The sequence below is a fragment of the Paraburkholderia sp. BCC1884 genome (genome assembly GCF_900996225.1).
Classification (GTDB): Bacteria; Pseudomonadota; Gammaproteobacteria; order Burkholderiales; family Burkholderiaceae; genus Paraburkholderia.
Genome location: NZ_CAAJGL010000101.1, coordinates 69,834 through 91,121, shown reverse-complemented (window position 1 = coordinate 91,121; position 21,288 = coordinate 69,834). Strand labels below are relative to the sequence as shown.

Annotated in this window: 19 protein-coding genes; 10 read left to right on the top strand and 9 right to left on the bottom strand. The window is 63.2% G+C overall.

All coding sequences use genetic code 11. The features are described 5' to 3' along the window. Nucleotides 1-19 precede the first annotated feature (19 nt). From FQ705_RS22805 to proC, 5 genes are all read left to right on the top strand, one after another. Complete coding sequence (locus FQ705_RS22805; RefSeq protein ID WP_144144547.1) at nt 20-1,513, top strand: FAD-linked oxidase C-terminal domain-containing protein; 1,494 nt, start codon at nt 20-22, stop codon at nt 1,511-1,513. A 150-nt stretch (nt 1,514-1,663) separates the two neighbouring features. Beyond that, a complete protein-coding gene (gene glcE / locus FQ705_RS22800) occupies nt 1,664-2,752 on the top strand; it encodes a glycolate oxidase subunit GlcE (protein WP_144144545.1) in 1,089 nt (362 codons plus the stop codon). An 8-nt stretch (nt 2,753-2,760) separates the two neighbouring features. Further along, the gene (gene glcF / locus FQ705_RS22795; protein WP_144144543.1) at nt 2,761-3,987 is read left to right on the top strand and encodes a glycolate oxidase subunit GlcF; all 1,227 of its coding nucleotides are present in this window, start codon (nt 2,761-2,763) and stop codon (nt 3,985-3,987) included. Nucleotides 3,988-4,028: 41 nt separating this feature from the next. Further along, entirely contained in the window at nt 4,029-4,727 is a 699-nt protein-coding gene (locus FQ705_RS22790; RefSeq protein ID WP_144144541.1) for a YggS family pyridoxal phosphate-dependent enzyme, read from the top strand. Between the two features lie 48 nt (nt 4,728-4,775). Further along, nucleotides 4,776-5,591 (top strand): pyrroline-5-carboxylate reductase, encoded by an 816-nt coding sequence (proC, locus tag FQ705_RS22785; protein ID WP_144144539.1) that lies wholly within the window; start codon nt 4,776-4,778, stop codon nt 5,589-5,591. A gap of 25 nt (nt 5,592-5,616) precedes the next feature. Here proC and ubiA read toward each other — a convergent pair whose 3' ends face one another. From ubiA to recG, 7 genes are all read right to left on the bottom strand, one after another. Continuing rightward, nucleotides 5,617-6,480 (bottom strand): 4-hydroxybenzoate octaprenyltransferase, encoded by an 864-nt coding sequence (ubiA, locus tag FQ705_RS22780; RefSeq protein ID WP_144144537.1) that lies wholly within the window; start codon nt 6,478-6,480, stop codon nt 5,617-5,619. Nucleotides 6,481-6,698: 218 nt separating this feature from the next. Beyond that, the gene (locus FQ705_RS22775; RefSeq protein ID WP_027777895.1) at nt 6,699-7,187 is read right to left on the bottom strand and encodes a Dps family protein; all 489 of its coding nucleotides are present in this window, start codon (nt 7,185-7,187) and stop codon (nt 6,699-6,701) included. Between the two features lie 154 nt (nt 7,188-7,341). Next, entirely contained in the window at nt 7,342-7,503 is a 162-nt protein-coding gene (locus tag FQ705_RS34190) for a hypothetical protein (protein ID WP_186307963.1), read from the bottom strand. A gap of 75 nt (nt 7,504-7,578) precedes the next feature. Further along, nucleotides 7,579-9,033: a catalase gene (locus FQ705_RS22770; RefSeq protein ID WP_144144535.1), complete on the bottom strand. Its 1,455-nt coding sequence runs from the start codon at nt 9,031-9,033 to the stop codon at nt 7,579-7,581. Nucleotides 9,034-9,109: 76 nt separating this feature from the next. Beyond that, nucleotides 9,110-9,250 carry a hypothetical protein gene (locus FQ705_RS34185; protein ID WP_186307962.1) on the bottom strand — a complete coding sequence of 47 codons (141 nt, stop codon included), beginning with the start codon at nt 9,248-9,250 and terminating at the stop codon, nt 9,110-9,112. A 186-nt stretch (nt 9,251-9,436) separates the two neighbouring features. Then, nucleotides 9,437-10,396, bottom strand: coding sequence for a hydrogen peroxide-inducible genes activator (locus FQ705_RS22765; RefSeq protein WP_144144533.1), 960 nt, complete (start codon nt 10,394-10,396; stop codon nt 9,437-9,439). Nucleotides 10,397-10,495: 99 nt separating this feature from the next. Then, a complete protein-coding gene (gene recG, locus FQ705_RS22760) occupies nt 10,496-12,853 on the bottom strand; it encodes an ATP-dependent DNA helicase RecG (protein ID WP_144144531.1) in 2,358 nt (785 codons plus the stop codon). A gap of 149 nt (nt 12,854-13,002) precedes the next feature. Between recG and queA the strand changes: the two genes are divergently transcribed. From queA to secF, 5 genes are all read left to right on the top strand, one after another. Next, nucleotides 13,003-14,052 (top strand): tRNA preQ1(34) S-adenosylmethionine ribosyltransferase-isomerase QueA, encoded by a 1,050-nt coding sequence (queA, locus tag FQ705_RS22755; RefSeq protein WP_144144529.1) that lies wholly within the window; start codon nt 13,003-13,005, stop codon nt 14,050-14,052. 111 nt (nt 14,053-14,163) lie between these two features. Next, the gene (tgt, locus tag FQ705_RS22750; protein WP_144144527.1) at nt 14,164-15,354 is read left to right on the top strand and encodes a tRNA guanosine(34) transglycosylase Tgt; all 1,191 of its coding nucleotides are present in this window, start codon (nt 14,164-14,166) and stop codon (nt 15,352-15,354) included. A 198-nt stretch (nt 15,355-15,552) separates the two neighbouring features. Continuing rightward, on the top strand, nt 15,553-15,882 hold the full coding sequence (yajC, locus tag FQ705_RS22745; RefSeq protein WP_144144525.1) for a preprotein translocase subunit YajC: 330 nt from the start codon (nt 15,553-15,555) through the stop codon (nt 15,880-15,882). Between the two features lie 116 nt (nt 15,883-15,998). Further along, on the top strand, nt 15,999-18,074 hold the full coding sequence (secD, locus tag FQ705_RS22740) for a protein translocase subunit SecD (protein WP_144144523.1): 2,076 nt from the start codon (nt 15,999-16,001) through the stop codon (nt 18,072-18,074). 18 nt (nt 18,075-18,092) lie between these two features. Continuing rightward, nucleotides 18,093-19,043, top strand: coding sequence for a protein translocase subunit SecF (secF, locus tag FQ705_RS22735; protein ID WP_144144521.1), 951 nt, complete (start codon nt 18,093-18,095; stop codon nt 19,041-19,043). 85 nt (nt 19,044-19,128) lie between these two features. Here the strand turns inward: secF and FQ705_RS22730 are convergent, their stop codons facing one another. Then, a complete protein-coding gene (locus FQ705_RS22730) occupies nt 19,129-20,406 on the bottom strand; it encodes an MFS transporter (RefSeq protein WP_144144520.1) in 1,278 nt (425 codons plus the stop codon). 283 nt (nt 20,407-20,689) lie between these two features. After that, entirely contained in the window at nt 20,690-21,259 is a 570-nt protein-coding gene (locus FQ705_RS22725; protein ID WP_144145752.1) for a YceI family protein, read from the bottom strand. Nucleotides 21,260-21,288 lie beyond the last annotated feature (29 nt).

Here is a 21,288-nt window from a genome sequence, read left to right as displayed (position 1 = left end):
GCACGAGGAGACAAGTTACATGAACGCACCCGCTGAACTTACGGCCGAAGTGCTCGCCCGGCGCCAACGCGAAGTCGTGCAGGCATTGATGGCCGTCTTGCCGACCCACTGCCTGCTGTACCGCGAAGAAGACACCGTCGCTTACGAATGTGACGGTCTGGCCGCCTACCGGCGTTTGCCGCTCGCGGTCGCCTTGCCGGAGACGGAATCGCAGGTGCAGCGCATCGTGCAGATCTGTCATCGGCTGGATGTGCCGATCGTGCCGCGCGGCGCGGGCACCGGCCTGTCCGGCGGGGCCATGCCGATTCGGCATGGCGTGGTAGTGTCGCTGGCGCGTTTCAGAAAGATCGTCGAAGTCGATTCGTATGCGCGAACCGCCACGGTGCAACCGGGCGTGCGCAACCTGTCGATCTCCGAAGCCGCCGCGCCTTACGGCTTGTACTACGCACCGGACCCGTCGTCGCAGATCGCCTGCACGATCGGCGGCAACGTCTCGGAGAATTCCGGCGGGGTCCATTGCCTCAAATACGGCCTCACCGTGCACAACGTGCTGCGCGTGCGCGCCGTCACCATGGAAGGCGAGGTCGTCGAATTCGGCTCGCTCGCGCCCGACGCACCCGGCCTCGATCTGCTGGCGGTGCTGATCGGCAGCGAAGGCATGTTCGCGATCGTCACCGAGGTCACCGTCAAGCTGATCCCGAAGCCGCAGACCGCACAGGTCATCATGGCCAGCTTCGACGACGTCGTGAAAGGCGGCGCCGCGGTCGCCGAAATCATCGCGGCGGGCATCATCCCGGCGGGCCTGGAGATGATGGACAAACCCGCCACGCGCGCCGTCGAAGAATTCGTCAAAGCGGGTTACGACCTCGATGCGGCAGCGATCCTGCTATGCGAATCGGACGGCACACCGGAAGAAGTTGCCGACGAAATCGTCCGCATGACCGCGGTGCTGCGCGAACAGGGCGCCACGCGGATCCAGATTTCGCGCACGGAAACCGAACGGCTGCGCTTCTGGTCCGGCCGCAAGAACGCCTTTCCGGCGGCCGGTCGAATTTCGCCGGATTATTACTGCATGGACGGCACCGTGCCGCGCCGCAGTATCGGGCCGCTGCTGGCGCGCATCGAAGTCATGGAGCAGAAGTACGCCTTGCGCTGCATCAACGTGTTCCATGCCGGCGACGGCAACATGCATCCGCTGATCCTCTTCAACGGCAACGATCAGGACGAGTGGCACCGCGCCGAAGCGTTCGGTTGCGACATCCTCGAAGCCTGCGTCGAACTGGGCGGCACGGTAACGGGCGAACACGGCGTCGGCATCGAGAAGATCAATTCGATGTGCGTGCAGTTCTCGCCCGAGGAGCGCGACGCCTTTCACGCCGTCAAACGTGCTTTCGATGCCCCCGGTCTGCTCAATCCCGACAAGGGCATTCCCACCCGGGCACGTTGTGCGGAGTACGGCAAGATGCACGTGCGCGGCGGCTTGCTGCCGCATCCCGACCTGCCGCGCTTCTAGCGCACGCACGCATCGGCCACGCGCCGCGCATAGCCTGCTGCGGCGCGGCTTTCTGCCCCATCACCCTGATTACCCGATGCGGGTCCGCTCCTGGTTGCCAGCGCGCCCCCGCCCGGTACAATCGATCGAAACACAACGAAGCAGGACACCATGGAAGAGGACGACATCGTCACCGTTTGGTCGGAACGCGTGCGTTCGGCCAGCGCCGAAGGTCGTGCGTTGCGCGTCCGGGGCGGCGGGACCAAAGACTGGTACGGTCAGACGCTGGAAGGTGACATCCTCGACACGCGCGCTTATCGCGGCATCATTGCCTACGATCCGGCGGAGCTGGTCATCACCGCGCGCGCGGGCACACCGCTGCTGGAGATCGAAGCCGCGCTTGCCGAGCATCATCAGATGCTCGCTTTCGAGCCGCCGCATTTCGGGCCGCAAGCCACGTTCGGCGGCTGCATCGCGGCGGGCATCGCCGGTCCACGGCGCCCGGCTGCGGGTGCGGCGCGCGACTTCGTGCTCGGCGCGGTCATCATGAACGGCCAGGGCCAGAAGCTGCATTTCGGCGGGCAGGTGGTGAAGAACGTCGCCGGTTACGACGTCTCGCGTTTGATGGCGGGCTCGCTCGGCACGCTCGGGCTGATCCTCGAACTGTCGATCAAAGTGCTGCCGCTGCCGCAAGCCGAATCCACCCTCAAGTTCGAAATGAACGGCACCGACGCGGTCCGCAAGCTCAACGAATGGGGCGGCCGGCCGCTGCCGATCACCGCGAGCGCCTGGCGTCACGGCACGCTGGCGGTACGCCTCGGCGGCGCGGAAGCCGCGGTCAAATCGGCACGCACCTCGCTTGGCGGCGAGGTGGTCGATGCCGTCGAAGCCGAGCGTTTCTGGGCCGGTCTACGTGAACAAACCGATTCATTCTTTGCCGCCATTCCGCCGAAAGCCGCGCTGTGGCGACTCGCGTTGCCCACGATCACCGAGCCGATGCAATTGCCCGGCGCGCAGTTGATGGAATGGGGCGGCGGCCAGCGCTGGTGGATCACCGACACCGACGCGCAAACCGTGCGCATCAGCGCGAAACAGGCAGGCGGCCACGCTACGATATTCCGTAGCGGCCACGGCTACGACCGCGGCGCCGGCGTCTTTACACCGCTGCCTGCGCCGCTGATGAAAATCCATCGCGGCCTGAAAACCGCATTCGACCCGGCCCGCATCTTCAATCGCGGCCGTCTCTACCCCGACTTCTGAGCGACGCGATGCAAACCAACCTCGCGGACTTCATTCGCAATACGCCGGACGGCGACGAAGCCGACGCCATACTGCGCAATTGCGTGCACTGCGGTTTCTGCACCGCGACTTGCCCGACCTACCAGATTCTCGGCGACGAACTCGATGGCCCACGCGGGCGCATCTACCTCATCAAGCAGATGGTCGAAGGCGCGCCGGTCACGCGCAGCACTCAGGTCCATCTCGACCGTTGCCTGACCTGTCGCAACTGCGAATCGACCTGCCCGTCGGGCGTGCAGTATGGGCGACTGGTCGAAATCGGCCGCAAGATTACCGAGGAGAAAGTCACGCGTCCGCTCGGTCAACGGCTCACGCGCCGTCTGCTCGCGAGCTTCGTGCCGAACAGCGCGCTGTTCACGCCGACCATGCGGCTCGGCCAGCAATTCCGCCGCCTTCTGCCGAGAAAATTGCGCGACAAGGTGCCCGCACGGCAACGTCCGCTCGAATGGCCGAGCGCGAAACATCCGCGCAAGATGCTGATGCTGGCCGGCTGCGTGCAACCGTCGATGATGCCGAACGTCAACATCGCCACCGCGCGCGTGCTCGACGCACTGGGCGTGGAAACCGTGATCGCGCCCGACGCGGGTTGCTGCGGCGCGATCCGCCTGCATCTCGGCTACAACGACGACGCGCTCGACGACCTCCGCGTCAACATCGACGCATGGTGGCCTTACGTCGAACAAGGCGTCGAAGCGATCGTGATGAACGCGTCCGGCTGCGGCGCGACGGTCAAGGAATACGCACACTTGCTGCGTCACGATCCGGCGTACGCGGAAAAGGCGCGCCGCATCGTCGAACTGACGCGCGACGTCGCGGAGATCCTGCCGGAATTTGAAGAAGATCTGCGCGTAAAAACGCGCCGTCGTTCGATTCATACGGTCGCGTACCATCCGCCCTGCACGCTGCAGCATGGTCAGCAGGTGCGCGGCAAGGTCGAGCATCTGCTCGCCGCGCTCGGCGTGGAAGTACGCCTGCCCGCCGATAGTCATCTGTGTTGCGGCTCGGCCGGCACTTACTCGCTGACGCAGCCGAAACTCTCGTATGCGTTGCGCGACCAGAAGCTCGAACGCCTCAGGGCGCAGGAGCCGCAAGTGATCGTGTCGGCCAATGTCGGCTGCATCGCGCATCTGCAAAGCGGTACGCCGACGCCGGTCGCGCACTGGATCGAATTGGTCGAGCACATGCTGTCCGTATAATCCGGTTATCGCCTTCGCTCGACTTCCGGTTACGTTCCTCCATGCCCGATCTGATTCACAACCTTGAAGCGGTGCAGCAGCGCATCGCCATGGCCGCGCACGTGGCCGGACGCGATACGCGTTCGATCACCCTCCTCGCGGTCTCGAAGACCTTCCCCGCCGAAGACGTGCGCGCCGCTTATGTTGCGGGCCAGCGCGCATTCGGTGAAAACTACGTGCAGGAAGCGCTCACCAAAATCGAGACGCTGGCCGATTTGCGGGCGTCGATCGAATGGCATTTCATCGGACCCTTGCAATCGAACAAGACGCGGCCGGTCGCCGAGCAGTTCGACTGGGTGCATTCCGTCGATCGGCTGAAGATCGCGCAGCGGCTGTCGGAGCAACGCCCCGACCACCTGCCGCCGTTGAACGTTTGCTTGCAGGTGAACGTCAGCGGCGAGGCGTCGAAAAGCGGCGTCAGCGTTCCGGAGGCGGTGGAAGTCGCGCAGCAGATTGCCGCGCTGCCGGGACTCGCCTTGCGCGGCCTGATGGCGATTCCCGAGCCGGCCGGCGGCATCGACGAGCAGCGCGTGCCGCATCGTCACCTGCGCGAGTTGTTCGAGCGTCTGCGTAACGACGGACTCGAACTCGACACGCTCTCCATGGGCATGTCGGGCGACCTCGAGGCCGCCGTACTGGAAGGCGCGACCATCGTGCGAGTCGGCACCGCCATTTTCGGCGCACGAGATTATTCAAACTGATCGTGGCGGGCCGAACCAGGCTCGGCGCACAACCTCTCCCGGAACATCATGAAAATTGCTTTTATCGGTGGCGGCAATATGGCTGCCGCGTTGATCGGCGGACTCATCAAACGCGGCGTCGCGCCCGCCGACCTCTACGCGATCGACCCCAACGAAGAGGCGCGCAAGCGCAATGAGCAGCAATTCGGCATCAAGACCGGCGCAGCCGCCGACAGTGCGCTCGCCGCTTACGACGCTGTCGTGCTGGCGGTGAAGCCGCAGATCCTGAAGAGTGTCGCCGAGGCGCTGGCACCGCATCTGAAGGCATCGCAACTGGCGATCAGTATCGTCGCGGGTATTCGCATGGACGACATGTCGCGCTGGCTGAACGGCCACGCGCGTGTCGTACGCGTGATGCCGAATACGCCCGCGCTGATCGGTATGGGCGTCGCGGGCCTCACGGCAACGGCAAGTGTGGACGAAGCGGGCCGTGCGCTCGCCTCGCAAGTATTGGGCGCGGTCGGCGAAACCGTCTGGTTCGACGACGAAGCGAAGATCGACGCCGTCACCGCGATCTCGGGCAGCGGTCCGGCTTACGTGTTCTATTTCATCGAAGCGTTGCAGGAAGCCGCTCGTCAACTCGGCATGGATGAAGCCCAAGGCCGCGCACTGGCCGTGGCGACCTTCACCGGCGCCGCGCAGCTGGCGGCAAATTCCGACGAGCCGCCGAGCGTGCTACGCGAACGCGTGACGTCCAAGGGTGGCACCACGGCTGCCGCGCTGACATCGTTCGACGCAAGCGGGATCAAGGATGCGATCGTACGCGGCGCACTCGCCGCCGATGCCCGTGCGAAAGAAATGGGCGACGAGTTCGGCAAGCAGTAAGCGCGTTGGAACAAAGCGGCCGCAATTAGAACGAAGCGGCCGCGTAATGCGCAGCAATGCCGACGAACAGCGCGCCGCCCAGCCAGTTGTTATGGCGGAACGCAGCGAAGCACGCCATTCGGTCACGGTTGCGGATCAGCTTGTAGTGGTAAATAGCGCAGCCCGCAGCGGCTGCCCATCCCAGCCAGTAAAACACGCCGAAACCGAGCATCACGCCGACGCCGATATAAATCCCCAGCGTCACCGCATAACAGAGCATGATCGCGGCCACGTCGAAGCGGCCGAAGGTCAACGCCGAAGTGCGAATGCCGATCTTGATGTCGTCGTCGCGATCGACCATCGCGTATTCGGTGTCGTAGGCGACCGACCAGAACACGTTTGCCAGCAGCATCACCCATGCGAGCATCGGCACATGGTTCTGCACGGCGGCGAACGCCATCGGAATGCCGAAGCCGAAGGCGATGCCGAGATAGGCCTGCGGGATCGCCAGAAAACGCTTGGTGAACGGATACGATCCGGCGACAAACAGCGCCGCCACCGACAGTTCTTTGGTCAACGCATTCAGCGGCAGAATCAGCAGAAACGCGATCAGCGAAAGACCCACCGCCACGGCCACGGCTTCCCACGCCTTGATCTTGCCCGACGTGACCGGCCGATTCTCGGTGCGCTTCACGAAACGGTCGAAATCGCGGTCCGCATAGTCGTTGATCGCGCAACCGGCCGAACGCATCAGCAGCGTCCCGACGCAGAAGATCACCAGTAGCGGCCATGTGGGATGCCCGTCCGAGGCGATCCATAACGCGTTGAGCGTCGGCCACAGCAGCAGCACCGTGCCAATCGGTTTGTCCATGCGGACGAGGCGCAAAAACAGGGGAAGTCGGGCGAACATGGGCAGAGTCGGTGAAGTGCGAAAACGGTGCCGCTATTTTACGGGATGCGGACGACGCGCCGCTTCCAGCCGGGCGCCGCTTGCCACGCTGCTTGCTTGCGTGACTGAGCGCGTCGAAAGCCTACGCCGCAAAAAACAAAGCCTCCCGCACAGGGAGGCTTTGTTTTTGTTTCATCCCAACGCAAGCGCATGAACCTCGCGCCGCATCGGCGTCACGCTCAGGCCAGCATCGAGCGCAGCATCCACGCGGTTTTTTCGTGCGTTTGCATGCGTTGCGTCAACAGGTCGGCGGTCGGCTCGTCGTTGGCGGCTTCCGTCGACGGGAAGATGGCGCGTGCGGTACGCACGACGGCTTCCTGGCCTTCCACCAGTTGGCGGATCATTTCTTCGGCAGCCGGCACGCCGTCCGCTTCCGGAATCGACGACAGCTTGGCGAATTCCTTGTAGCTACCCGGCGCATGCACGCCCAGCGCGCGAATCCGTTCAGCGATCGAATCGACCGCCAGTGCCAGCTCGTTGTATTGCGTTTCGAACATCAGGTGCAGCGTGTTGAACATCGGACCCGTCACGTTCCAATGGAAGTTGTGGGTCTTCAGGTACAACGTGTAGGTGTCGGCAAGCAAACGCGACAAGCCTTCTGCGATCTTCTTGCGATCCTTGTCGCTGATTCCGATATTGACGTGCTGTACGGCTTCTTTCTTGGCCATGATGACTCCTTCGAAGAGTGATACGAACCGGTCGGCAAAGTGACGATCTGCTGATGGCAGACCCGACACTACGAACGCTCGACAGTTTATCGTAGAAATCTGCTGCGCTCGTGTGACGCATGGCCGCTCGCCGCACCCACGGCCTGCTCGGCAATCACCCGCCGAGCGTGTGCTGCAGTGCTTGCGCGACGATCACCGCGAGCCCGCTCGTGGCGATTGCGAATCCGACCGTCTTGCGCAACATCAAGGCGCGCTGCTGTTGCCCGGCGCGCGCGGCGGACGCGCCGCCGATCGTGGCCATCATCATCTGAATCATGATCGTGCTCCTCCGATTCGTATCGTTACCGGCGAGGCGCCGCTGCGCCTCGCTTTGCTGCATCACTTCGACCGCTTACTTCTTGCTGTTTTCCGCGAGATCGGCCAGCGCGGCGATCACACCGTCCGCGTAGGCCGGGTCGGCGCGACGGAAATGCTCGATCTGACGCGCGACGATCTCATGCGGCACGCCGTCGATATGACGTGCGATGTTGCCGAACAGACGCTGGCGTTGCGCGTCGTCGAAGAGCGCGAACAACATGCCGACCTGCGTGTAGTAGTCGCCGTCGTCGCGATGGTCGTAGCGGTCCACGGCGCCCGCTGCGAGCGGCGGTTCGGCGGCGTTACGGTCCTGCGTGAAGTCGCCGAAGCGGTTCGGCTCGTAGTTCGCCGTGCTGCCCAGATTGCCGTCGACGCGCATGCCGCCATCGCGATGGAACGAGTGCGGATTCGCCACCCGCGACTGATTCACCGGAATCTGGTGGTGATTGATGCCGAGGCGATAGCGCTGCGTGTCGCCGTACGAGAACAGCCGGCCTTGCAACAGACGATCCGGCGAGAAGCCGATGCCCGGCACCACGTTGGCCGGCGTGAACGCAGCCTGCTCCACATCCGAGAAATAGTTCGCCGCGTTGCGGTTCAACTCGAGCGTGCCGACCTCGATCAACGGATAGTCCTTCTGCGACCACACCTTCGTGACATCGAACGGATTGAAGCGATACGTGGCGGCTTCCGCCTCCGGCATCACCTGAATCGCAAAGCGCCATTTCGGGAAGTTGCCCGCGTCGATGTTCGTGATCAGATCGCGCTGCGCGCTCTCACGGTCCTGCGCGACCACTTGCGCAGCTTCGGCGTCGGTGAAGTTTTCGACGCCTTGCATCGACTTGAAGTGGAACTTGACCCAGAAGCGCTCGTTGTTCGCGTTGATGAACGAGTACGTGTGCGAGCCGAAGCCGTGCATCTGCCGGAAATTTTGCGGGATGCCGCGATCGCTCATCAGAATCGTTACCTGATGCAGCGATTCCGGATGACGCTCCCAGAAATCCCAGGCAGCGACATTGCTGCGCATGTTGGTGTACGGGTCGCGCTTTTGCGTGTGGATGAAGTCCGGAAACTTCAGCGGATCGCGGATGAAGAACACCGGCGTGTTATTGCCGACCACGTCCCAGTTGCCCTCTTCCGTGTAGAACTTGATCGAGAAGCCGCGCACGTCGCGTTCCGCGTCGGCTGCACCGCGCTCGCCCGCCACCGTCGAAAAGCGCATGAAGAGCGGCGTTTCCTTGCCGACGCCGGCGAACACCTTGGCCTTCGTGAAGCGCGAGATGTCGTGCGTGACCGTCAGGGTGCCGAAGGCGCCCGAACCTTTCGCGTGAACACGGCGCTCGGGGATCACTTCACGATCGAAGTGGGCGAGTTTTTCGATCAGCCAGACGTCTTGCAGAGCGACCGGACCGCGCACGCCGGCAGTCATCGAATTCTGGTTATCGGCAACGGGTGCGCCGGCGGCCGTAGTGAGTTTTTGTTCGGACATGCGAGGCTCCTGAATGACTTTTATCGAAACGGAATGTAGGAGGAGGCGCGGCAGACAGATGCCGGCGATCGACGCGTCAGGCGGACAATGCCCGGTCGACGAGCAGCGACAACGCTACGTTGCGCACGCTCAACATCGACGCCGCAAAGCCGCTGGCTGTGGCGTTGGCCGATTGCGCGGCGAAGGTCTGGATTGGCTGTGGGGTCGACTGCGTCATGATTTCCTCCGGTGTCTGGCGGGATCGGGGCGATCCATGGAGGAAACTATAACAATGCTATCGAATTATTGTGTTTGATAAATTATATCTATTCGATAGGTGCGACGGCTGGCGCGCCCAAGTGTTGCGTCAAGCCTGGCGGCCGCGTGGGAGGCGGCCGCCAGGCTCGGGTCAGGCGGTTGCCGCTCAGTTGACGGCGACGGGCAGATCGAGCTTTTTGACGCCGGGCAGATCGCAGGCGTTGATGGCGTCGCAAATAGCTTCGATGGCGGGCATGCGCGTGAAACTCTTGCGCCACGCGAGCACGACGCGGCGGTCGGGCACGGGTTCGCCGAAGGCAACGTAGCTGAGCAATCCCGCATCGATGCCGCCGGCGTGCGGCTTGACTTCATGCACCGACATGCGCGGCAGCACGGTGATGCCGACGCCGCTCGCCACCATATGACGGATGGTTTCCAGCGACGAACCTTCGAAGGTTTTCTGGATGCCGTCCGCATTCTGCGAGAAGCGCATCAGTTCCGGGCAGACGCCCAGCACGTGATCGCGGAAACAATGGCCGCTGCCGAGCAGCAGCATGGTTTCCTGCTTCAGATCCTCGGCATCGATTTTCGGACGGTTTTCCCAGGCGTGGCCCGACGGCAGCGCGACGACGAACGGTTCGTCGTAGAGCGGGCGGAGCATCAGACCGGTTTCCGGGAACGGCAGCGCCATGATGGCGACGTCGATTTCGCCTTGCTTGAGCAACTCGATGAGTTTGAGCGTGTAATTTTCCTGCAGCATCAAGGGCATTTGCGGGACGCGCTTGATCATCTGTTTGACGAGCGTGGGCAGCAGATACGGCCCGATCGTATAGATGACGCCGAGGCGCAGCGGCCCGACCAGCGGGTCTTTACCCTGTTTGGCGATTTCCTTGATGGCGAGAGTTTGTTCCAGAACGCGTTGAGCTTGCGTGACGATCTGTTCGCCGATGGGAGTGACGCTGACTTCGCTGGTGCCACGTTCGAAGATCTGAACATTGAGTTCGTCTTCGAGCTTTTTGATGGCGACCGAGAGGGTTGGCTGGCTGACGAAACACGCTTCCGCGGCCCGGCCGAAGTGGCGTTCACGGGCTACCGCGACGATGTATTTCAATTCGGTTAGCGTCATTAGGGGACCAATCAGTGCGGTGAGTTTGATAGGTTCTAGTTATACACCGTATAGGGTCGGTTCGCCAAGTTTGGTTTTTTGCGCGGGACGCCTGGGCCGTCAAGCTTTCAAAAACTGCTCCCTGGCCCCTAGCCACCGCGCCAGATGCTGCATCACGACTTCAGGATAATCCTTCAACAAAACCGCAGCCGCCTCACGAGCAGGTTCGATGAGCCACTGATCATTCTCCAGATCGGCAAACCTCAACATCGCCGCCCCCGACTGCCGGGCGCCCAAAAATTCCCCGGGCCCGCGAATCTGGAGATCCCGACGCGCAATTTCGAACCCGTCAGTCGTCTCCCGCATCGTTTGCAGCCGCGCCCGTGCCGTCATCGACAACGGCCCGGTATAGAGCAGCACACAAACCGAAGCCGCACTCCCCCGTCCCACGCGTCCGCGCAATTGATGCAACTGCGCCAACCCGAACCGCTCCGCATGCTCGATCACCATCAACGACGCGTTCGGCACGTCCACGCCCACTTCGATCACCGTGGTCGCGACCAGCAACTGCACCTCGTTGCGCGTGAACGCCTCCATCACCGCCGCCTTCTCCGCGGGCGCCAGCCGTCCATGCACCAAGCCGACCTTCAGTTCCAGCAACGCGGCTACCAGCGTCTCGTAAGTCTCGACCGCCGTCTGCAACTGCAAGGTCTCACTTTCCTCGATCAGCGGACACACCCAGTACACCTGACGCCCCGTCAACGCGGCTTCGCGCACGCGGCCAATCACCTCCTCGCGTCGTGCATCCGACACGAGCTTGGTCAGGATCGGCGTGCGCCCCGGCGGCAATTCGTCGATGGTCGATACGTCGAGATCGGCGTAATAGGTCATGGCCAACGTGCGCGGAATCGGCGTCGCGGACATCATCAACTGATGCGGCTGAAAATCGCGCGCGCCGTCGGCCGCGTTCTGCGCTTTCGCGCGCAACGCGAGCCGCTGCGCCACACCGAAGCGATGCTGTTCGTCGACGATCACGAGTCCAAGACGGGCGAACTCCACCGCGTCCTGAATGATTGCGTGCGTGCCGATCACGAGTTGTGCCGTGCCGAACGCGGCGGCTTCGATCGCGGCGCGCTTCTCCCGGGTCTTCAGACTGCCCGCCAGCCATGCGACGCTCACGCCGAGCGGCTCCAGCCAGCCGCGCAATTTACGCGCGTGCTGTTCGGCGAGGATTTCGGTCGGTGCCATCAGCGCGGCCTGGTAGCCGGAGTCGATAGCCTGCGCGGCGGCTAGCGCGGCGACGATCGTCTTGCCGCTGCCGACATCGCCCTGCAGCAATCGTTGCATCGGATGCGGCTGCGTCAGATCGAGCGCAATCTCGCCGCCGACGCGCTCCTGCGCCGCCGTCAGCGAAAAAGGCAGCGCCTTCAACAGACGCGCCACCAGCGCGGACTCGTCGCCGAGCTTGCGGCGCGGCATGGTCGGCGCGGCGCGCGTGCGACGCTCGTCGTGCGCGCGCTTGAGCGACATCTGCTGCGCGAGCAATTCCTCGAACTTGATGCGCACCCACGCCGGATGCGTGCCGTCGATCAGCGTAGTCTCGTCGGACTGCATACCCGGATGATGGAGCGTGCGCACCGCGTCCATCAGCGCGGGCACGCCGAGCGGCTCCATATACGCACGCGCGATCGGCTCGGGCAGCAACTCCGGCAGCGAGGTGCGCGATAAGGCGTTGTCGATGGATTTGCGCAGATAGGCTTGCGTCACGCCGGCCGTGCTCGGATAGACCGGCGTCAGCGCTTGCGGCAGCGGCGTGTCTTCATCGACCACGCGCACGGCGGGATGAACCATCTCCATACCGAAGAAACCGCCGCGCACGTCGCCGCGTACACGCAGACGCGCGCCGATCGCCATCTGCTTGACCTGCGAGCCGTAGAAATTCAGGAAGCGCAGCACGAGTTCGTCGCCGTGCTCGTCGTGCAATTTCACCAGCAACTGACGACGCGGGCGATAAGCGATTTCGTTGTCGAACACCACGCCCTCGGTCTGCGAGATGCCGCCCGGTAGCAAGTGACCGATCGGCGTCAGCGAGGTCTCGTCTTCGTAGCGCATCGGCAGATGCAGAACGAGATCGATATCACGCGTGAGGCCGAGTTTGGCGAGCTTGTCGACCGTTTTGACAGCGGGCTTGGCGGCGGCGGGCTTGGCGGCGGATTTGGCATCGGCTTTGGCTGCGGCCTTCGTCGATCCTTTTACGCTGGATCGGGCCGCACGCGGTGCAGTCGATTCCGGTTCAGCGCTGAAAGCGGGCTGCGCCGCCAACTCTTCGGTCAACGTGCCGCCGGCGGAGACGACTCGCGTGCCTCGAGAGGCGCCGTCGTCGACCTCCGCGTGCGCCCTGCCTCGCGAGCCGCGGCGCGCAGGCTCGGCGCTCGCTTCATCGTTATCGAGGGGGATTCGGCGGTCGGACAAAGGCATGGGCTGCTTCGCAAGTACAATATCGGCTGTCAAAGGGTAGCGCCGCCATACAGCGCGCGGGCTCGCGGGCCGCTCTGGCGTCCCGCAATCATAGCCGCCCGGCTCCGGCTTCGGCTCAATTCAGTCTCAATTCGCTTCCAGTCGTTCGCATGTTTACGCTTTCCGATTTCGATTTCGATCTGCCGCCCGAGTTGATCGCGCAGGTCGCGCTGCCCGAGCGCAGCGCCAGCCGTCTGCTCGAAGTGGACAATTCGGCCGAGGCCACGCGCCTCGTCGATCGCCGTTTCGCCGAGCTGCCCGAGTGCATCGCGCCGGGCGATCTGCTGGTGTTCAACGATACCAAAGTGCTGAAGGCGCGCTTCCTCGGCCAGAAGGCCAGTGGCGGCAAGGTCGAAGTGCTGGTGGAACGCCTTACGGGCGAGCGCACGGCGCTGGCGCAGATCCGCGCCAGCAAGAGCCCGCAGCCGGGCACCACGATCCGTCTCGCGGACGCCTTCGACGTCACCGTCGGCGAACGCGTCGAGCCGTTCTTCACACTGCATTTCCCCGACGACTGCCTGACGCTGATCGAGCAATTCGGCCGCCTGCCGCTGCCGCCGTACATCGAGCACGATCCCGACTCGACCGACGAGACCCGCTACCAGACCGTGTTCGCGCAGAACCCCGGCGCGGTCGCGGCGCCCACTGCCGGCCTGCATTTCGACGCCGCGCTGCTCGGCCGCCTCGACGCCCGAGGCGTGGAACGCGCCACGCTCACGCTGCACGTCGGCGCGGGCACGTTCCAGCCGGTGCGGGTCGAAAACCTCGCCGAGCACAAGATGCACAGCGAGTGGTATCACCTGCCGCAATCGCTCGCCGACAAGATCGCCGCGACGCGCGCACGCGGCAACCGCGTGATCGCGGTGGGCACGACCTCGATGCGCGCGCTCGAAGCCGCCGCGCGCGACGCCGAAGCCGCCGGCCACCCGCTCGCCGCGGCCAGCACGGAAACCGACATCTTCATCACGCCGGGCTACAGGTTCCGCGTGGTCGACCGGCTGGTGACGAATTTTCATTTGCCGAAGTCGACGCTGTTGATGCTGGTGTCGGCATTCGCCGGTGTCGAGACGATTCGTGAAACCTACCGTCACGCGATCGAGCAGCGCTACCGCTTCTTCAGCTACGGCGACGCGATGCTGCTGACGCGCCGCGACGGCTGAAATCGCCACGCCGTTTCAACGCTTTTGCCGTTCCCCACGCCGCCGCGAACCTCTCCGGCGGCATTCCACTATTTGCGCCGGACTGTTTTCCGGTAGCACAGGAGTTAAGCAATGACCCTCGGTCATCAATCGCAAGACGCGACCCACGAGCGCCCGGAAAACGGCCTCAAATTCGAACTGCTCGGCACCGACGGCCAGGCCCGCCGCGGCCGCGTCACGCTGAATCACGGCGTGGTGGAAACGCCGATCTTCATGCCGGTCGGCACCTACGGCACGGTGAAGGCGGTCCAGCCGCGCGAGCTCGAGGAAATGCATGCGCAGATCATCCTCGGCAATACGTTTCACCTGTGGCTGCGCCCGGGTCTCGAAACGATCGGGGCGCACGGCGGCCTGCACAACTTCATGGGCTGGAAGAAGCCGATCCTGACCGACTCCGGCGGTTTTCAGGTATTTTCGCTCGGCGATCTGCGCAAGATCACCGAAGACGGCGTCACGTTCGCCTCGCCGATCAACGGCGACAAGCTCTTCCTGTCGCCGGAAGTGTCGATGCAGATCCAGAAAGTGCTGAACTCGGACATCGTCATGCAGTTCGACGAGTGCACGCCGTACGCGACCAATAACGTGCCGACCTCGCACCAGGAAGCCGCCGACTCGATGCGCATGTCGATGCGCTGGGCCCAGCGCTCCATCGACGAATTCAACAAGCTCGGCAATCCGAACGCGCTGTTCGGCATCGTCCAGGGCGGCATGTTCGAAGACCTGCGCGACGAGTCGCTGGCGGGTCTCGCCGAGATGGACTTCCATGGTCTGGCGATCGGCGGCCTGTCGGTCGGCGAACCGAAGGAAGACATGATGCGCGTGCTGAACCACATCGGCCCGAAGCTGCCGGCCGACAAGCCGCACTACCTGATGGGCGTCGGCACGCCGGAAGACCTGGTGGCGGGCGTGGCTGCCGGCGTCGACATGTTCGACTGCGTGATGCCGACCCGCAACGCCCGCAACGGCTGGCTGTTCACGCGTTTCGGCGACATCAAGATCCGCAACGCCGCGCACAAGAACTCGCTGCGCCCGCTCGACGAGCAGTGCGGCTGCTATACGTGCCGAAATTTCACGCGCGGCTATCTGCATCATCTGCATCGAGTAGGGGAAATCCTCGGTGCGCAGCTGAACACGATTCACAACCTGCACTACTACCTCGAACTGATGCAGGAAATGCGCGACGCGATCGACGCCAAAATGTTCGAGCCCTTCCGCAAACGCTTCCACGAGAACCGTGCGCGGGGCATCGAGCAGGCGCCGTGACGACGCCCGGCCGTGAATTCCACCGAAGAATCCTTCAAAGCGGCTGGGAAAACCTTACAATTATCTTTCGCAAGAGGCGAAAACTGGCTTTAAACGATTGATCCCAAAGCCGATTCGCCTCGCCGACGCGTGTCAGGCCGGTGGTAGAATAATCGGCTGATTTTTTCGATCGATTTGACTTATAACGGAGAGACCAACGTGCAGTTCATTTCCAATGCCTTTGCCCAAGGCACAGCAGCTGGTGGCATTGAATCGAACCTGATGAGCTTCCTGCCGCTGATCCTGATGTTCGGCGTGCTGTACTTCATCATGATTCGCCCGCAAATGAAGCGCCAGAAAGAACATCGCAACATGCTCTCGGCCATGGCCAAGGGCGACGAAGTGGTGACGAACGGCGGCATCGTGGGCAAGATCACCAAGGTGGGTGAAGCTTACGTCGGCGTCGAAATCTCGGAAGGCACGGAAATCACCGTGCAAAAGGCGTCGGTCACGACGATTCTCCCGAAGGGCACGATCAAGTCGCTGTAAGGCCTGCTCTCTCGCGTCCGGCGCGGCCTCGCCGGCGATCCATGCAAATCTGCTGAATCGCCCGCGCTCATCGCCGGACGCATCGCTTCCAAGCCAACCTTCCCGTTGGACCACTCATGAATCGTTACCCCCTCTGGAAATACGCCGTGATGCTGGTGGCTCTGGTCATCGGCCTCGTGTACACGCTGCCCAACCTGTTCGGCGAAGCGCCGGCGGTGCAGGTGTCGAGCGGCAAGGCAACGGTCAAGCTCGACTCGACCACGCTGGCCTCAGTCGAAGCCGCGCTCGCCGCCAATCAGATCAAGCCGGACGACGTCACGTTCGACAACTCGTCGACTAACGCGAACATCCGCGTGCGTCTGCCGGACACCGACACGCAACTGCGCGTGAAGGACCTCCTGCAGAAGTCGCTGAATGCCGACCCGAACGACCCGCAATTCATCGTCGCACTGAATCTGCAGAGCGCGTCGCCGCACTGGCTGACCGCGCTGCATGCGCTGCCGATGTACCTCGGTCTCGATCTGCGCGGCGGTGTGCACTTCCTGCTGCAAGTGGACATGGCCGGCGCGCTCAACAAGAAGCTCGACTCGGACGCGTCCGATGCGCGCACGCTGCTGCGTGACAACAACATCCGCGACGGCGGCGTGAATCGCGTCAACCAGACGGTGGTGATTAATTTCGCCGATCAGGCCACGGCGGACACGGCACTCAAGCAATTGGGCCGCAGCATCGGCGAACTCCAGTGGAGCACGCAAGCCAGCCCCGACGGCGGCGTGCAACTGGTCGGCACCTTCACGCCGGCCGTGCAGAAAGCCGTGCAGGACGCCGCGCTCAAGCAGAACATCACCACGCTGCATAACCGCGTGAACGAACTCGGCGTGGCCGAGCCGGTGATCCAGCAGCAAGGCTCCGACCGCATCGTGGTCGAACTGCCCGGCGTGCAGGACACGGCGAAGGCGAAAGACATCATCGGTCGCACGGCAACGCTCGAAGCGCGCCTCGCCGATCCGGTCAACACGCACCCGGCTCCGTCCGATCCGGTCCCGCCGGGCGACGAACTGTTCACGCAAGGCGCGCAAACGCCGGTGCTGCTGCGCAAGCAGATCATCTTCACGGGCGACCGCATCATCGACGCTTCGTCGGGCTTCGACGAGCATCAGCGTCCGTCGGTCAACATTCGCCTCGACGGTCCGGGCGGGCGCGCGGTGGCTGCCGTGTCGCGCGACAACATCGGCAAGCCGATGGCGATGGTGCTGTTCGAAAAGGGCAAGGGCGAAGTGCTGACGGTCGCGACCATCCAGTCGGAACTGGGCGACCGCTTCCAGATCACCGGCCAGCCCAACCCGCAAGCCGCCGCCGACCTCGCGCTGCTGCTGCGCGCCGGTTCGCTCGCCGCGCCGATGGACATCATCGAAGAACGCACGATCGGCCCGAGCCTCGGCGCCGACAACATCAGGAAGGGCTTCCACTCGGTGGTGTGGGGCTTCACGGCGATCGCCGTCTTCATGGTCGCGTACTACATGCTGTTCGGCGTGATCTCGATGATCGGCCTGTCGGTGAACCTACTGCTGCTGATCGCCGTGCTGTCCATGCTGCAGGCCACGCTCACCTTGCCGGGTATCGCCGCTATCGCGCTCGCGCTCGGTATGGCGATCGACGCTAACGTGCTGATCAACGAACGGGTGCGTGAAGAACTGCGCAACGGCGCGCCGCCGCAACTGGCCATCCAGAACGGCTACGCGCACGCCTGGGCGACGATTCTCGACTCGAACGTCACCACGCTGATCGCCGGTATCGCGTTGCTCGCGTTCGGCTCCGGCCCGGTGCGCGGTTTCGCGATCGTGCACTGTATCGGCATTCTGACGTCGATGTTCTCGGCGGTGTTCTTCTCGCGCGGTATCGTCAACCTCTGGTACGGCGGCAAGAAGAAACTGAAGTCGCTGGCGATCGGTCAGGTATGGCGTCCGGAAACGGCGCCCGCAGGCGCGGCCGCTTACCTCGGCAACGATGACGAAGCGACCGACACGGCGAAAGCCGTCGCCGCCGTCACGGCCAAGCCGAAGACCAAGGCCGCCGCCGCGCAAGCGCGTACCGGCAAGCCGACGGTGCGTCGCCGCGACGCGCAGGGCGCGTCGACGGGTTCCTCCGCCGGTTCGTCCAATACGCCGCAGAAACCGGGTTCATCCCGCTGAGTCCCGGAGAACAAGACCATGGAATTTTTCCGTTTTCGCAAAGACATTCCGTTCATGCAGCGTGCGTTGATCTTCAACGCAATCTCGCTGCTGACGTTCCTTGCCGCTGTGTTCTTCCTCGTGCATCGCGGGCTGCATCTGTCGGTGGAGTTCACCGGCGGTACCGTGATCGAAGTGCAGTATCCAGGCGCGGCACCGCTCGAACCGGTGCGCGGCACCTTGGCCAGGCTCGGCTATGGCGACGCTCAGGTGCAGAACTTCGGCACCTCGCGCGACGTGCTGATCCGTCTGCCGCTCAAGCAGGGCTTCACGTCCGCGCAACAGAGCGACCAGGTGATGGGCGCGCTGAAGACCGATACGCCGCAGGTGCAGTTGCAGCGCGTCGAGTTCGTCGGCCCTCAGGTCGGCAAGGAACTCGCTACCGATGGCCTGCTCGCGCTTGCCTGCGTGGTGGTCGGCATCGTGATTTACCTGTCGTTCCGCTTCGAGTGGAAGTACGCCATCGCGGGCGTGATCGCGAACTTGCACGACGTGGTGATCATTCTCGGCTTCTTCGCGTTCTTCCAGTGGGAGTTCTCGCTCTCGGTGCTGGCTGCCGTGCTGGCGGTGCTGGGTTACTCGGTGAACGAGTCGGTGGTTATTTTCGACCGGATTCGTGAGACCTTCCGCCGCGAACGCAAGATGACGGTGATCGAAGTCATCAACCACGCGATCACCAGCACGATGTCGCGAACCATCATCACTCACGGCTGTACGCAGATGATGGTGCTGTCGATGTTCCTGTTCGGCGGTCCGACGCTGCACTACTTCGCTCTGGCGCTGACGGTCGGTATTCTGTTCGGTATCTACTCGTCGGTGTTCGTCGCTGCGGCGCTCGCCATGTGGTTCGGCGTGAAGCGCGAAGACCTGATCAAGGATAAGAAGGACCGCGTCGATCCGGACGATCCTAATGCAGGCGCGCAAGTCTGATTGTGCTGCACGATCAGGCCTCGCAATGACAAAGGCCGGTTCGAAAGAACCGGCCTTTTGCGTTTACCGCCCTGCTCCTTCGAGGCTAGCGAAACCCAAGCTTGCGACGCGCCGCCATCAAGGCGACGAGGCTCACCACGGCGGCGAAAATCAGGTAATAGCTGGGCGCGGCTTTCGAACCCGTCGCACTGATCAACCACGCGATGATGAACGGCCCGAAGCCACCAAAGATCGTCACGGCGACGTTATAGGCCAGCGACATGCCGGTCGTGCGCGTTTGCACCGGGAACATCTCCGAGAGCAAGCCGGGCAGCGCGGCAAAGTAGCCCGTCATGAGGAAACCGAACACGATCTGCATGGCCATCAGCGTGCCGAAGGTCGGATGCGCGATCAGGTACACGAACGCCGGGTAGATAAGGAACAGCAGCAGTAGCGCCGAAATCAGCATGATCGTCGTGCGGCCGTGGCGGTCCGAAAGATGGCCGACCATTGGCGAGAACACCATCTGGATCAAGCCGGTTAGTCCAATCGCCGCGAATGCGACCGAGGGCGCGAGCCCCAGTTGCTTCACCCCGAAGGTCGGCATGAACAGCACGAGGTAAGTCGACACCGTGCCGAGCACCACCACGCCGATTGCAATCACGAGGCGCAGCTTCTGGCTCGCGAACGTGTCGCGCAGCGGCGTCGCGGTGGTTTCGGCGGCGAGGAACTCGGGCGTCTCATCGAGCTTCGTGCGAATGTACCAGGCGACCGGGCCGATCAGCAGGCCGAAAAAGAACGGCACGCGCCAGCCCCACGACGACATCTGTTCCGGCGACAGCTTGCCGGTCAGCAGCACGCCGAAGCCGGCCGCCAGCAAGGTGGTCAGCCCCTGGCTCGCCACCTGCCAGCTGGCGAAAAAACCGCGCCGCCCCGGCACGTGTTCCGCAAGAAAAGCCGTCGCGCTGCCGAACTCGCCGCCAGCAGAAAAGCCCTGCATCAGACGCGCCAGCACCAGAATCACCGGCGCGGCGATGCCGATGCTTCCGTAGGTCGGCAGAATCGCGATGATCAGCGTACCGCCCATCATCAGCAGAATCGACAGCGTGAGCGCGGCCTTGCGTCCCGCGCGGTCGGCGTAGGCGCCGATCACGATGGCGCCCAGCGGCCGCATGAAGAACGACACGCCAAACGTGCCCAGCGTGAGCAGCAACGAGACCGTGTCGTTACCGGCCGGGAAAAACAGCTTCGCGATGATCACCGCGAAAAAACCGTACACCACCAGATCGAACCACTCCAGCGCGTTGCCAATCGAGGCGGCCACCACCGCGCGCCACGAGTTTTGCCGGCTTCCCGCCGCGCTTGCTACGGTCGTTGCGTTCATGCAGATCTCCAGTTCGCGCGAAATATTATTGATGTATCTCTTCACTCTCCAATGACCCGACTGGATGCGCGCACAACCAAATCGTGGCTTTGCTCTGTGTACCCGAAAAAATAAATCAAGGCGAGCGACGAATGCTCGGTGCCTGCTGAACAAGGGCTTCGGCGTTTCACATCGGCAATAAAAAACCGCTTCGACGCAAAAGCGAACGAAGCGGTTTTTTTGTTGCGCCGCAACGGCGACGACCTGGCATCAACGCGCACCAGCGTGCGCAGGCATGGCGCTGTTACTGCTTGATGCCTTCGGACTGGATATGCAGCTTCGTATCCATATTGAAACCGTATTTGGCGCCGAAATCCATTCCGTAGTCAGCCCGATTGAAATGTGCGCTCGCTTCCACACCGCACACTTCGCGCTTGAGCACCGGGTGTTGCATGCACTTGAACGAGTCGATCGTCAGGTTCAGCGGCTTGGTGATGCCGCGAATCGTCAGGCTGCCGATCACCTGGACCGGCTTGTCGCCGTCGAACTTGATGTCGGTGCCCTTGTAGGTCACCGAGGGATACTTGGCGACATCGAAAAAAGCATCCGTTTTCAGATGTTCGTCGAGCTTGGCGTTGCCGGTGTCGACCGAAGCCGGGTCCACCGTCACGTCGACCGTGCCGGTTTTTGCCGCGCGGTCGAGCGTCACCGTGCCGGAGCTTTTGGTGAACTTGCCGCGCCACACCGAGAGGCCGCCGAAGTGGTCCGCCTCGAAGCTCGGATAGGTGTGGGTCGGATCGAGCTGATAGGTATCGGCGGCCGCGAAGGCGCCGAACGAGAAAGAAGAAGCGAGCGCGCCGACGGCGATCAACATGGATGTTTTCAATTCGTGCTCCTGGGTTC